The organism is Pseudomonas sp. B21-054, assembly GCF_026016345.1.
Classification (GTDB): Bacteria; Pseudomonadota; Gammaproteobacteria; order Pseudomonadales; family Pseudomonadaceae; genus Aquipseudomonas.
This window is the reverse complement of the sequence record NZ_CP087204.1, coordinates 1,896,334-1,909,083: the sequence shown is the minus strand read 5'-3', so window position 1 is coordinate 1,909,083 and position 12,750 is coordinate 1,896,334. Positions and strand designations below refer to the sequence as shown.

At 57.1% G+C, this 12,750-nt stretch carries 11 protein-coding genes and 2 pseudogenes; 9 read left to right on the top strand and 4 right to left on the bottom strand.

Features of this window, described 5'->3' with window-relative positions:
• Window positions 1-106: 106 nt before the first annotated feature.
• Together mnmC and LOY70_RS08515 are read left to right on the top strand one after the other, a co-directional pair.
• On the top strand, window positions 107-2,089 hold the full coding sequence (mnmC, locus tag LOY70_RS08520) for a bifunctional tRNA (5-methylaminomethyl-2-thiouridine)(34)-methyltransferase MnmD/FAD-dependent 5-carboxymethylaminomethyl-2-thiouridine(34) oxidoreductase MnmC (RefSeq protein ID WP_265035457.1): 1,983 nt from the start codon (window positions 107-109) through the stop codon (window positions 2,087-2,089).
• A gap of 375 nt (window positions 2,090-2,464) precedes the next feature.
• A complete protein-coding gene (locus LOY70_RS08515; protein WP_265035455.1) occupies window positions 2,465-3,109 on the top strand; it encodes a hypothetical protein in 645 nt (214 codons plus the stop codon).
• A 298-nt stretch (window positions 3,110-3,407) separates the two neighbouring features.
• Here the strand turns inward: LOY70_RS08515 and LOY70_RS08510 are convergent, their stop codons facing one another.
• From LOY70_RS08510 to LOY70_RS08500, 3 genes and pseudogenes are all read right to left on the bottom strand, one after another.
• The gene (locus tag LOY70_RS08510) at window positions 3,408-3,872 is read right to left on the bottom strand and encodes a DUF2514 family protein (RefSeq protein ID WP_413776642.1); all 465 of its coding nucleotides are present in this window, start codon (window positions 3,870-3,872) and stop codon (window positions 3,408-3,410) included.
• A 20-nt stretch (window positions 3,873-3,892) separates the two neighbouring features.
• Window positions 3,893-4,287, bottom strand: a pseudogene (locus LOY70_RS08505) (cell wall hydrolase).
• 140 nt (window positions 4,288-4,427) lie between these two features.
• Window positions 4,428-5,198, bottom strand: coding sequence for a class I SAM-dependent methyltransferase (locus LOY70_RS08500; RefSeq protein WP_265035451.1), 771 nt, complete (start codon window positions 5,196-5,198; stop codon window positions 4,428-4,430).
• Between the two features lie 208 nt (window positions 5,199-5,406).
• On the opposite strand from LOY70_RS08500, the gene LOY70_RS08495 reads away from it, so the two are divergent.
• Both LOY70_RS08495 and LOY70_RS08490 read left to right on the top strand, forming a co-directional pair.
• Window positions 5,407-6,336, top strand: a complete 930-nt coding sequence (locus tag LOY70_RS08495; protein WP_265035449.1) for a glycosyltransferase family 2 protein — start codon at window positions 5,407-5,409, stop codon at window positions 6,334-6,336.
• A 1-nt stretch (window position 6,337) separates the two neighbouring features.
• A complete protein-coding gene (locus LOY70_RS08490; protein WP_265035447.1) occupies window positions 6,338-7,153 on the top strand; it encodes a phytanoyl-CoA dioxygenase family protein in 816 nt (271 codons plus the stop codon).
• A 64-nt stretch (window positions 7,154-7,217) separates the two neighbouring features.
• Here LOY70_RS08490 and LOY70_RS08485 read toward each other — a convergent pair whose 3' ends face one another.
• Window positions 7,218-7,439: a hypothetical protein gene (locus LOY70_RS08485; RefSeq protein WP_265035445.1), complete on the bottom strand. Its 222-nt coding sequence runs from the start codon at window positions 7,437-7,439 to the stop codon at window positions 7,218-7,220.
• Window positions 7,440-7,510: 71 nt separating this feature from the next.
• On the opposite strand from LOY70_RS08485, the gene LOY70_RS08480 reads away from it, so the two are divergent.
• From LOY70_RS08480 to ngg, 5 genes and pseudogenes are all read left to right on the top strand, one after another.
• Complete coding sequence (locus tag LOY70_RS08480; RefSeq protein ID WP_265035443.1) at window positions 7,511-7,726, top strand: hypothetical protein; 216 nt, start codon at window positions 7,511-7,513, stop codon at window positions 7,724-7,726.
• Window positions 7,713-8,045 (top strand): hypothetical protein, encoded by a 333-nt coding sequence (locus LOY70_RS08475; RefSeq protein WP_265035441.1) that lies wholly within the window; start codon window positions 7,713-7,715, stop codon window positions 8,043-8,045. Before LOY70_RS08480 ends, LOY70_RS08475 begins: the two co-directional genes overlap by 14 nt.
• A pseudogene (locus tag LOY70_RS08470) lies at window positions 7,940-9,070 on the top strand (tyrosine-type recombinase/integrase). Before LOY70_RS08475 ends, LOY70_RS08470 begins: the two are co-directional and overlap by 106 nt.
• Before the next feature lie 36 nt (window positions 9,071-9,106).
• The gene (locus LOY70_RS08465) at window positions 9,107-10,879 is read left to right on the top strand and encodes an N-acetylglutaminylglutamine amidotransferase (protein ID WP_265035440.1); all 1,773 of its coding nucleotides are present in this window, start codon (window positions 9,107-9,109) and stop codon (window positions 10,877-10,879) included.
• A gap of 3 nt (window positions 10,880-10,882) precedes the next feature.
• Complete coding sequence (ngg, locus tag LOY70_RS08460; protein ID WP_123342136.1) at window positions 10,883-12,631, top strand: N-acetylglutaminylglutamine synthetase; 1,749 nt, start codon at window positions 10,883-10,885, stop codon at window positions 12,629-12,631.
• The last annotated feature ends 119 nt before the right edge of the window (window positions 12,632-12,750 follow it).

Below are 12,750 nucleotides of genomic sequence, written 5' to 3'. Positions count from 1 at the left end.
CGGCCCGGTGCAGCAGATTCCATCCAGAACAGCGCTCTATTGCGATGGGTCAAGCAAGCGGATACCGATCGGCTAGAATGGCCACCTTGTTTTGACCGAGCCTGCCATGACACCCGCACAGCACCACGCCCAACTCGACTGGGATGAACAGGGTCGCCCGCGTTCGCGGGTGTTCGACGACGTGTACTTTTCCGACCAGTCGGGCCTGGAAGAAACCCGTTACGTGTTCCTTGAGCAGAACAACCTGGCCGAGCGCTTTGCTGCGCTGCCGGAGGACGGACGGCTGGTGATTGGCGAAACCGGGTTCGGCACCGGCTTGAACTTCCTCTGCGCCTGGCAACTGTTCGAGCATTGCGCCCCGGCCCAGGCGCGGCTGCATTTTGTCAGCGTCGAGAAATACCCCTTGAGCCCGCAAGACCTGCGCCGGGCCCTGGCGCTATGGCCGCAGCTGAGCTTTCAGGCGGATCAATTGCTTGAGCAGTACGTCGCGATTCACCAGGGTTTCCAGCGCCTGACGCTGGCGGATGGACGGGTGACGCTGACCTTGTTGATCGGCGATGCCCTGGAGCAGTTACCGCAGTTGGATGGGCACGTCGACGCTTGGTTTCTGGACGGCTTTGCGCCGGCCAAGAACCCCGAGATGTGGACCGCCGAGTTGTTCGCCGAGTTGGCACGGCTGGCGGCGCCCGGCGCCACCCTCAGCACCTTCACCAGCACCGGTTGGGTACGACGGTTGTTGAACGCAGCGGGCTTCAAGATGAAGCGCACGCCGGGCATCGGCCATAAATGGGAGATTCTGCGCGGGGTATTTCTCGGCTGGCCGGAGCAGGTACCGGCGCCGCTCACGGTGAAACCCTGGTACGCGCGCCCTGCTCCGTTGACCGGCGAGCGTCGGGCGCTGGTGATCGGCGGCGGCCTGGCCGGTTGTGCCAGCGCGGCGAGCCTCGCCGCACGCGGCTGGCAGGTGACGCTGCTGGAACGTCACGCCGGCTTGGCCGAGGAAGCGTCCGGCAACCCCCAGGGCGTGCTGTACCTCAAGCTTTCGGCCCACGGTACGGCATTGTCGCAGATGATCCTCAGCGGTTTCGGCTACACCCGGCGCGTGCTGACACATCTGCGACGCGGCGTTGACTGGGACGCTTGCGGGGTCTTGCAACTGGCCTTCAACGCCAAGGAAACCGAGCGCCACAAACAACTGGCCGCGGCGTTTCCAGACGACTTGCTGCATTGGCTCGATCAGCCACAGGCCCAAGCGCGGGCCGGCGTTGGCCTGGTCCATGGCGGTCTGTTTTATCCCGAGGGTGGCTGGGTCCATCCGCCGGCGCTGTGTCGCTGGCAGGCTTCGGGACCAGCGATTGACGTGCAACCCCATCATGAAGTGCTGCAGCTGCGCCGGATCGACGGCCAATGGCAGGCCTGGGACGGTGAACGTTGCCTGGCCAGCGCGCCCGTAGTGATCCTCGCCAGTGCCGCCGAGATCAAACGTTTCGAACCGGCCGCCGACTTGCCGCTCAAGCGCATTCGCGGGCAAATCACCCGCCTGCCGCAGACCGTCCGCAGCCAGGACCTGGCGACGGTGGTGTGTGCCGAAGGCTACGTGGCCCCGCCGCGACTGGGCGAGCACACCCTGGGCGCCAGTTTCGATTTCAAGAGCGACGACCTGACCCCTACCGCCGCCGAGCACGCCGGCAACCTGCAGATGCTCGAAGAAATCTCCCTGGACCTGGTGGATCGCCTGAACGCCAGCACCCTGGACCCGCACAACCTCGAAGGCCGTGCGGCGTTCCGTTGCACCAGTCCGGACTACCTGCCGATTGTCGGTCCGTTGGCTGACAGACAGGCGTTCATCGAGGCCTATTCGGCCCTGGGCAAAGACGCCCGCCAAGTACCGGACAGCCCCTGCCCGTGGCTCGATGGCCTGTACATCAACAGCGGCCACGGCTCCCGGGGCCTGATCACCGCGCCGCTGTCGGGTGAGCTGATCGCCGCCTGGCTGGATAACGAACCCCTGCCACTGCCCCGAAGCGTGGCCGAGGCCTGCCATCCGAACCGGTTTGCATTGCGGGAGTTGATTCGGGGGAAGGCTTAGCACCGACTTCTTGAGACATGCCACAAACCCTGTGGGAGCGAGCTTGCTCGCGATAGCAGTGTGTCAGTCAACTCAGAGGCCAACTGATCCACCGCTATCGCGAGCAAACTCGTTCCCCACAAGGGCCGCGCAACATTCAGCCCAACCCCACCCGCCTGCTTATAACGCATCGATCTAAAACTCACAGCAATCCCCTCGGTCAGTTTCAGGGTACCCGCCATGTCGTCGCGTGCAGCTCGACCCCTCCCCAACGGAAAAACCGGTAAGGACTTATGTGCCGATTAGCTGGAGTTGTTGGTTAGGGGATCTCAAAGGGCTTTCAGGGGATAACCATCACCCTGAAAGCCCCTAAAAAATGCACGTTTGGTACAAAAAGTGGTACGAGACCTATCAGATTTTCGTTTCATTAAGGATTTGCAAGCCGCCCCTCAACAGATCAAGCTGGATCTTGGGGTGGAAGTTCAAGGTGATGTTAATGGAATCGAAATGGGGGTCCTTGAAAACGGCATCCCATTCTTTACACAACGGGGCTTGGCATTCGTCACCGGCGCGCCTCGTAGCGCCATACAAGAAATAACGCAAAAATGGATTGAGCACTATGACGATCAAGCGATAACAAAAGATCGGATCTCTTTTATAAAAGAATATTTGTTCAGTCGACGCTACACTGATCGATCTCTTTTCATCGAAACCGTCCGCGATGGAAGCCCTCACTATGCCTACCCTGACGTCGTCTGCATGGCTATTTTGGAGTATTACGCATTTGAGACGCGATCTCCAAACAAGCAAGCCACAGATAATTTTAGAAATTTTGCAGCACTTGGGCTTCGCCGTTTCATTTATGAATCTCTCAATTACAAACCGGGTGATAAATGGCGGTTTCACCACGAAAGTGTATCGATACTAAACAATACTGCCCCTCTGGGTCATTTCATTGTCTTCAACGAAGTCACAGGCTTAATTGTAGACCTTACCCTCAACCATAAGACCCTCCCGGACATCAGCGTCGGACAGATGTGAGCTGGAAGGAATTCAACCTCGATGCGATCTATGGGAAACGAGTTCCCTGTCAGCACAACTACCCGCTCGATATCCTCAAGCCAAAAGCAATCCTCAGGAGGCAAGCACTTACCCCAACCATGCCCTCGCAGAATTCCGCAGGTGGTTCAGATACGATTATCTTGTCACAAAGTTCCCTGACTACGTCCTGAAAAGGCACCAATGTTGAAAGGCGGTAAGGAAGAGGCGCTCCAAATTGGTTCGATGTATGCACCGAAACAACTGAAATAATGACGAGGCCCGCCTAGCGCAGGGCCTTTCAGTTCGCTCCACCAGAACTAATTGCGTCGTAACTCCGCTCACAAGCCAGCCCCGCTATTCTGGCTCGGTCATACGCAACCGCCAACTCTCCCGCTCTTTTGTCAGCTCGCCGGAGCAGGTCGGAGAGCACCATGGCGGCGCGGTTGGCTGACGCGCCTCGCTGGGCAGCTCCGGGATCGCCGCAGGCAGTGCCGGCAAACTTACCAGCTTCGACGTGCAGCCGTTCACCAGCAACACCAGCATCCACAGTTGCAGCCTTGTTCTGTTCTCGTGCATCACTCGCTTCCTTATTCACTGCCGCCTGGCGGCGCTGTTCTTCTTCGCGGGCCAGGCGACCCGCCTCGGCAACGGCGAACGCTTGGGTTGATTCGATGTCTACCAACTGCTTGCCGTAGCGCCACTCCTGCACCTGCCACGTCGCGCTCATGGCCAGGATCAAGGCCACGGCCACGCCAGCAACCATCAACTTGAATGAGGCGGGAGTCATGGCACATCCTTGAAGAAAATGTGATTGCCCAGGCCGGCGGCTTCGGCATCGTGGTCGCGTAGTAGTGGGTCGCGCCCTTCGTGATGTCAGGCTCTGCACCGGAGATAACCAAGTCGGCCGCCCGCTGCGCCTGGGCGAACTGCTTCGGCGGGATCGGCTTGACGCCGCTCAGATACGGATAGTTCTGGTCGTTCTTGTTCCAGCAGCTGAACTGGTAGGGCTTGAGGCAAACTCCGGCATAGCCCTCGCCCCACCACGACTTGGCCTTGCCGTCGTTCACGCGGTTGCGGATGGTCCAGGCCACGGCGATCTGTCCGGCCAAACTTTCGCCGCGGGCTTCACCCCATAACGTGCGAGCGAGGATGTCGCGGTCTTTATCGGTTTCAGTCATTACTTTTCTCCGTGCACAAAAAAGCCGGCTATTGCGCCGGCGTTCGGGAGGATCTGCAGCAGTTGCTGCGCGGTGATAGGCATGGCGTTTTCAAGGCAAAAAAATACCCGCTCGACGGCGGGTATATTGGTTAGGCGAAGCTAGATTTGGGAGCGCTTAGTCTCGCAGTATAAGACCATTGCCTTGTCAGAGTTTCCGAAGGCCTTCTGAACAATATGCAGCGGAAACATAACTCTTTCGTTCAAAAGCAAGCCAAGAGCTTTGGGGAAAGTGGTCTTCATGGGGACGCCGCGGATGCCAGACTGCTTTGTTCGATCGATCATGCTGAGAGATAGTTTCTTGGACTCGTTGCGTTTCACAATGAAGTTTGACAGCGGGAATAACATATTCGATACCGGATACGTCAGCCCCGAAATGTGGACCATATTCATGCCTTCTTGATCGAAAACGCTGGTCGCAGTCTCCCGACTATATCGACGGTAGTGGCCAGCGATCTCGTCCTCGATCCCCCAGTGGGCAGGAGAACCCGGGACGATAGTGATCATGGCCCCATCAGTAGTAAGGCAATTCCGCCCATGTAAGATAAAAGCACGCTGACCCTCATCATCAAAATGCTCCATGACCATGCATGAAATTACGAGGTCACATGGCTCGGTCGGTGCAGTCAACCAATCACCTACGACAACATCGTAGCTGCCGTTAGCAATCTGGCCAGCGAAACGGTTACGCAACGTTTCTGCCGTTGTCGGCGACAAATCGTATGCCTTTCCACGCCACCCTAACGACAGCAGAAGATGAGATATGTGCCCAGCACCGGCGCCGATCTCAACAAACTTCCCTGGTTTAAGACCAGAAATCCGCTCTCTTAGGTACATCAGTTGCAGTATCGTACCTGGTGGCAAAACGTCCATGGCGACCTCCTTTTTGGTCGCTAAGCTTCTCATCACTCGCGGACACCGTCCAGCGGCTCTAGCGCCAAGCGCCAGCATTTGGATAATTGTCGAGATGGGTCAACTAACAAAATTTTGGTGAGGCTATGGCTCACCATACCAGTACCGGTATACTCTGCCGGGGCTCATGCGGCCAAGTTATTTAAAGAATTTGAGAACGCGATCACAAATGAAACTATCAATAGTGTCCACCTTATACCAATCAGAAAAGTATATTGATGAGTTTTACCGCAGATCAAAGTTAGCCGCAGAAAGTTATGCTGGCGAGAGCTACGAAATAATCTTTGTCAATGACGGATCTCCTGATTCCAGCCTGAACATTGCTATAGAAATAGCAAAAATAGACAAACATGTAACCGTAATAGATTTATCGAGAAATTTTGGCCATCACAAGGCCATGATGACCGGGCTGGCACACTCGATTGGTGAACAGGTTTTTTTGATTGATAGCGACTTAGAGGAAGAGCCCGAATGGCTAGCCACCTTTTCGAACGCAGTAAAAAATAGTAGTGACCTAGATGTTGTATACGGAACACAAGGTAGTCGGAAAGGAGGGCGAACCGAAAAACTATCGGGATATTTATTCTACCGATTGTTCAGGGCGCTTACCGGCATAGACCAACCAGACAATATTGTTACTGCAAGATTAATGTCGCGGCGATATGTCGATGCTTTGTTAATGCACAAAGAACGAGAGTTAAACATTGGCGGCATATGGGTTATCACTGGATTCAAGCAATTAGCCATCCAGGTAACGAAGCACAATACTAGCCCAACAACATATTCACTTCGAAAAAAAATCAGCCACCTAGTTAATGCAGTCACCTCATTCAGCAGCCTACCTCTTGTCTTCACATTCTACTCAGGGCTAATTATCTCTGCAACCGCTGTGGCATTCATCCTCTTATTGATAATTAAATTCCTATCACACTCAACAATCCCAAGTGGCTACACCTCAATAATTGCCTCCATCTGGCTTTTTTCGGGCCTGATAATATCGTTTCTAGGAATACAAGGAATCTATATATCAAAGATATTTATGGAGATAAAACAACGCCCTTACACCATTATAAAAGAAATCCATAACTCAGGAAAATAAAATGCTTAACCACATACCAACAAGCAGTTATGGAATTCTTCAAAGAACGATCTCCGAAAGCGCAATCGACTTGGCCGCAGAGCAAATTAGCTCCTTGGGATACGCTACAATCCCGTCCGGAATCGGCATCGAAGAACTTAATCGTTTTCAAATAGATTTTGACTCAAACCGCGACCAGTACATTAAAACCTTCGGTCTTGACAAGCTTACATATACTGACGAACTGAATATTATACGCGCCCCGCTTACTCACGGCCCAGAGTCGTTTCTAAAAATCGCCACAAATAAAATACTTTTATCGTTAATCAGCAAATTAATCCAAGGGGATTTCATTTTAAATCAGCAAAACAGCATCATAAACCCTCCAAAAAAACAGTATAATCAAGGGGCATGGCATAGAGATCTTCCGTATCAACATTTCACATCGAGCAGTCCAATCGCTGTTAATGCTATATTTTGTGTTGACGATTTTACGGAAAGAAATGGCGGTACATTTGTTTTGCCAGCATCGCACAAATCCACTAAATTCCCTTCACCTGAATACATAAGTAAAAATGCTATTCAAATAGAGGCGAAAGCTGGAGATTATATAGTTTTGGATTGCATGATTTTTCATGCAGGAGGCTTCAACTCAACCAGCATCGCTCGAAGAGGTGTGAACCACGTGTATACCATTCCGTTTCTCAAGCAACAAATCAGACTGCCAGACAACATTGACACCAGCGGCTTATCAGAAGACATCAAAAAACTCCTAGGCTTTGGGTATAGCGAGCCCAAAACCATATCAGAATTCCTTGATAGCAGACCAAGAACATAAAATCATCCTCTGCCAACAGCTGGGCAGAGGATGAGCTTAATCATACGATAGAGATATTTGATTTCTACTGAAAGGCCAGTAGCCTTTCATCATCCTCATTCACTTGCCCTTGATTCTTCCAGATGTCGGAATCTTGTTGACAGTTGAACACTGCAATTATCTCTAATTCTGCATCGCGTAAGGGTGATGGCTGCCCCGTGATCTGTTCATCGCAGCTAACCCAATTGGAGCCACCAATGACGAACTGACGAAGGGGGGCAGCGGATTCGTCGACGAACGCACTCATGCGGACTACCTGATTTTCCTGGCTGGTTACCGGGCAGCGATCCGGGGGCCGGAAGGAGCGGAGGCGCAGCCATGCCAGCTACATCGCCAGGCGGCAGCCGAATTGCCCTCAATAACGAGTTCAGCCAGCTCGGCTCGCGCCTCGTTCGCTTCGGCCAGGCCATGCAAGAGCCCTGCACCACCGTCAGCGATCTTATGCGCCTGGCCCAGGCCTGTGGGATCAACCTCAAATTGCGCGTGGTGGCTGAGTCGCAAGAGGCGACGGGGGGAAACCATGTCAGCAGCTGAAGAGCTTCTTCACGACAAGGTCACCGAGATGCGGATGGCGGAGCTCGTGGGAACCACAGCGAAGGCGCTGCAGCGAAAGAGGGTGCGGAAGATCATCCTACCGGGTGTATGGATGAAGATCGATGGACGAATTATGTACAGCAAGCAGAGATATGACGAATGGATAGAAAGCCTGTGGACCCGCCATCAGGGGTTGAGCTCGTCGGGCCTTCCATCCGAATTCGCTTCACCTGGAACAAGAAGCGGTGCTGCGAAACGCTTGCCTTCCCTCAAACCCCGAAAGACATCGCTACTGCAGCGAACCTACGTGCTCAAGTAAAGCAGCTGGATAAGCTCGGCGCGCTGACTGCTGAATAGTACGCCGAGCTGTTCCCGGGAACCCGGAGCCTTGACGCTCAGGCCATTCCTATATTTTTCGATTACGCCCAGGATTGGCTGGATGGCCTACAAATCGTCGAAAGCACCCGGAAGAACTACCGGTCAACCCTCCAAACGTACTGGGTGCCCTACCTCGCGTCGAAGCGCCTCGACACCATCACGCCTGTCCTGATGCGCAAGGTGGTCAACGACATCGACTGGCCCTCCCCCGTCCGCCGGCGCGATGCCGTTCGGCTGGTCACCACCATCTTTACCCAAGCGGTGCGGGACGAGTTGATCACCCGGAACCCGGCGAATTCGATAGCGCCCACCAGGGTGCCCAAGCGAGACCTGGACCCTTTCACCCGGGCCGAGGCGGATCTGGTCATCGAGAAACTGTACGAATTGACGAGCGGCTTGCAGCAGATTTACGCGTGCTTTTTTGAGTTCTCCTTCTACACAGGGATGCGGCCAGGAGACGCGATGGCGCTGCGCTGGAGCGAGGTCGACACTCGCAAGCGGACAGCCAAAGTCTGTCGGATTCGCATATATGGAAAGATCCAGGAGCGGACCAAGACCAAGGTCACCCGGGAAGTTTTATTGAACGATCGAGCGTTACGGGCACTCGAAAAAGCCAGACCTCTTACGGCGGCGCGCTCTGATTACGTTTTCGCGCCGGAAGGCTCGGGTGAAAGAACAGAGCTGTACATCCGGTCTGAGACAGGTCCAAAACGCTACTGGCTGAGCGCGCTGCGGAAGTTAGGAATTCGGCATCGCAGAATGTATGACACGCGCCATACGTACGCCACGATGTGTTTGATGTCCGGCATGAATCCAGCATTCATCGCCGCGCAGCTCGGGCACAGCGTGCAAGTGCTGCTTTCCACCTACGCCAAGTGGATCAGTTCCCCAAGTAACTGGGCAGAGCTGGACAAGCTGGACCGAGTAGAAAGTGGTACGAAAACGGTACGAGAGAATCACCAGTAGCGACACACATGCCGAAATACAAAGGGTTCACACCACATGTGCGGATTAGCTGGAGAGTTACGTTTCGATCAACAACCTGCGGACCTTGCAGCCGTAGAACGAATCACCCATCACTTGGCCCCACGCGGCCCTGACGCGTGGGGTTTTCATAGCCAGGGCCCGATTGCCCTGGGCCATCGGCGCCTGAAAATCATGGACCTGTCCGACGGTTCGGCCCAACCCATGGTCGACAATCAACTGGGCCTGTCCCTGGCCTTCAACGGCGCGATCTACAACTACCCGGAACTGCGGGCCGAGCTCGAAGGCCTGGGCTACGCCTTCTATTCCGGTGGCGACACCGAAGTGCTGCTCAAGGGCTACCACGCCTGGGGCGAAGCGCTGTTGCCCAAGCTCAACGGCATGTTTGCCTTCGCCATCTGGGAACGCGATGCCAAGCGGCTGTTCATCGCCCGCGACCGCCTCGGCGTCAAGCCGCTGTACCTGTCGCGCACCGGCCAGCGCTTGCGCTTCGCCTCGGCGTTGCCGGCGCTGCTCAAGGGCGGCGACATCAGCCCGATGCTCGACCCGGTGGCCCTCAATCATTACCTGAATTTTCATGCGGTGGTCCCGGCCCCCCGCACCCTGCTGGCCGGTGTTGAAAAACTGCCACCTGCCACCTGGATGCGGGTCGAAGCCGACGGCACCACCGAGCAGAAGACCTGGTGGACCCTGCCCTACGGCCCACGGGCCGATGAACAGCACCTGAACCTGGAAGACTGGGTCGACCGCGTGCTCGACAGTACTCGCGAAGCAGTCGCCATTCGCCAGCGTGCCGCCGTGGATGTGGGTGTGCTGCTGTCCGGCGGCGTGGATTCGAGCATGCTGGTGGGGCTGTTGCGCGAAGTTGGCGTGGAGGACCTGTCGACCTTTTCCATCGGTTTCCAGGATGCCGGCGGCGAGCGCGGTGACGAATTCCAGTATTCGGATCTGATCGCCAAGCATTACGGCACCCGCCATCACCAATTGCGCATCGACGAAAAAGAAATCATCGAGCAATTGCCAGCGGCGTTCCGTGCCATGAGCGAGCCGATGGTCAGCCACGACTGCATTGCCTTCTACCTGTTGTCCCGGGAAGTGGCCAAGCACTGCAAAGTGGTGCAGAGCGGCCAGGGTGCCGACGAACTTTTCGCCGGCTATCACTGGTACCCGCAGGTTGACGGCGCCAGCGATCCCTATGCGGCCTATCGCGCCGCATTCTTCGATCGCAGCTACGAAGAATATGCCGCCACCGTGCAGCCCAAATGGCTGACGGCCAACGACGCGGCCGGTGACTTCGTCAAGGAGCACTTCGCCCAACCGGGGGCCGATGCCGCCGTGGACAAGGCCTTGCGCCTGGACAGCACGGTGATGCTGGTGGACGACCCGGTCAAGCGCGTCGACAACATGACCATGGCCTGGGGCCTGGAAGCCCGTACACCGTTCCTCGACTACCGACTGGTGGAGCTTTCCGCGCGGGTCCCGGCGAAATTCAAGCTGCCCGACGGCGGCAAGCAGGTCCTCAAGGAAGCCGCCCGACGGGTGATCCCCAGCGAGGTGATCGACCGCAAGAAAGGCTATTTCCCGGTCCCGGGCCTCAAGCACCTGGAAGGCGACACCTTGGCCTGGGTCCGCGAACTGCTGCTGGATCCGAGCCAGGATCGCGGCTTGTTCAACCCGGCCATGCTCGACCGCTTGTTGACCGACCCCAACGGCCAGCTCACCCCGTTGCGCGGCTCGCGGCTGTGGCAACTGGCGGCGCTGAACCTGTGGCTCAGCGAGCAAGGAATCTGATTGATGAAACCTCATGCAACCGTTCACAACCAACGCCTTCTGCGCGGCCAGGCACCGTCCTATGAACGCCTGCAGGCACGCCTGGCCGAAGACGGCAGCGCATTGGGTGCCGACCCGATCGCCGTGCATTGCGGCTGGGGCCGATTGCTGATCGGTCACACCTTCCCGGACCCGGCGAGCCTGGCCCAGGAACTGCTCAACGAACAGCCCGGCGAACGGGACATCGCCTTGTACGTCGCCGCGCCCCAGCAAGTGCTGGGGCTGGAGCCGGCACAACTGTTCCTCGATCCGTCCGACACCTTGCGCCTGTGGTTCAGCGACTATCGCCAGGCCACGCGGGTGTTTCGCGGTTTTCGGATTCGCCGGGCCCAGAACGAGGCCGACTGGCAGTCGATCAACCAGCTCTACCAAGCTCGCGGCATGCTGCCCATCGACCCGCACCGTTTGACCCCGCGACATGAGGGTGGCCCGGTGTACTGGCTGGCCGAAGACGACGACACTGGCGCGGTGATCGGCAGCGTCATGGGCCTGAACCACCAGAAGGCCTTCAACGATCCGGAAAACGGCAGCAGCCTCTGGTGCCTGGCCGTGGACCCGCAATGTTCACGCCCCGGCGTTGGCGAAGTACTCGTGCGCCACCTCGTCGAGCACTTCATGAGCCGTGGCTTGAGTTACCTCGACCTCTCGGTCCTGCACGACAATCGCCTGGCGAAAAACCTCTATGCCAAGCTCGGTTTCCGCAACCTGTCGACCTTCGCCATCAAACGCAAGAACGGCATTAACCAGCCGCTGTTCCTGGGGCCTGGGCCCGAGGCGTCGTTCAACCCGTATGCGCGAATCATTGTCGAGGAAGCGCACCGTCGGGGTATCGAAGTGCAGGTGGATGACGCCGAGGCCGGGTTATTCACCCTGGTCCATGGCAGCCGGCGGGTGCGCTGCCGCGAATCCTTGAGCGACCTGACCAGCGCCATCAGCATGACCTTGTGCCAGGACAAAAGCCTCACCCATAAGGTGCTGAAAAACGCCGGCCTGAACCTGCCGGCCCAGCAGTTGGCAGGCAATGCCGATGACAACCTGGCGTTCCTCGATGAGCACGAGCGAGTGGTGGTCAAGCCGCTGGACGGAGAACAGGGCCAAGGCGTGGCGGTGGATCTGCGCACGATTGAAGAAGTGCAGAGCGCCATCGAAGCGGCCCGGCAGTTTGATAGCCGGGTGTTGCTGGAGAGCTTTCATGAAGGGCTCGACCTGCGGATCCTGGTGATCGGCTTCGAAGTGGTGGCCGCGGCGATCCGCCGTCCGGCGGAGGTGATCGGCGATGGCCAGCACACCATCGGCGCGCTGATCGAAGCCCAGAGCCGCCGACGACAAGCCGCTACGGGCGGGGAAAGCAAGATCCCGATGGACGCCGAGACCGAGCGCACGCTGAGCGCGGCGGGGTTTGACTACGACAGCGTCCTGCCGGCCGGGGAACACCTGTTCGTACGGCGAACGGCGAATCTTCATACCGGCGGTGTCCTGGAGGATGTCACGGGGATTCTTCATCCCACCCTCGCCGACGCGGCGGTACGCGCCGCCCGGGCGCTGGACATCCCCATGGTCGGCCTCGACTTGCTGGTACCGGCGGCCGATCAGCCCGAGTACGTGTTCATCGAAGCCAACGAACGCGCCGGCCTGGCCAACCACGAACCGCAACCCACCGCCGAACGCTTTGTGGATCTGTTGTTTCCCCATAGCCAGGCGGTGGCCTGCTAGAGGTGTAATACCTGAACTGACCCCATCGCGAGCAAACTCGCTCCCACATTGGATCCAGGGCGTTCAATCGAACCTGTGGGAGCGAGCTTGCTCGCGATAGCGGCGTGAAAGCCCCCGAT

Bases quoted from the DNA above. Each gene is read 5' to 3' on its own strand.
- mnmC (WP_265035457.1), top strand. From the start codon at position 107: ATGACACCCGCACAGCACCACGCCCAACTCGACTGGGATGAACAGGGT.
- LOY70_RS08510 (WP_413776642.1), bottom strand. From the start codon at position 3,872: ATGGTTGCTGGCGTGGCCGTGGCCTTGATCCTGGCCATGAGCGCGACG.
- LOY70_RS08500 (WP_265035451.1), bottom strand. From the start codon at position 5,198: ATGGACGTTTTGCCACCAGGTACGATACTGCAACTGATGTACCTAAGA.
- LOY70_RS08495 (WP_265035449.1), top strand. From the start codon at position 5,407: ATGAAACTATCAATAGTGTCCACCTTATACCAATCAGAAAAGTATATT.
- LOY70_RS08490 (WP_265035447.1), top strand. From the start codon at position 6,338: ATGCTTAACCACATACCAACAAGCAGTTATGGAATTCTTCAAAGAACG.
- LOY70_RS08485 (WP_265035445.1), bottom strand. From the start codon at position 7,439: ATGAGTGCGTTCGTCGACGAATCCGCTGCCCCCCTTCGTCAGTTCGTC.
- LOY70_RS08480 (WP_265035443.1), top strand. From the start codon at position 7,511: ATGCCAGCTACATCGCCAGGCGGCAGCCGAATTGCCCTCAATAACGAG.
- LOY70_RS08475 (WP_265035441.1), top strand. From the start codon at position 7,713: ATGTCAGCAGCTGAAGAGCTTCTTCACGACAAGGTCACCGAGATGCGG.
- LOY70_RS08465 (WP_265035440.1), top strand. From the start codon at position 9,107: ATGTGCGGATTAGCTGGAGAGTTACGTTTCGATCAACAACCTGCGGAC.
- ngg (WP_123342136.1), top strand. From the start codon at position 10,883: ATGAAACCTCATGCAACCGTTCACAACCAACGCCTTCTGCGCGGCCAG.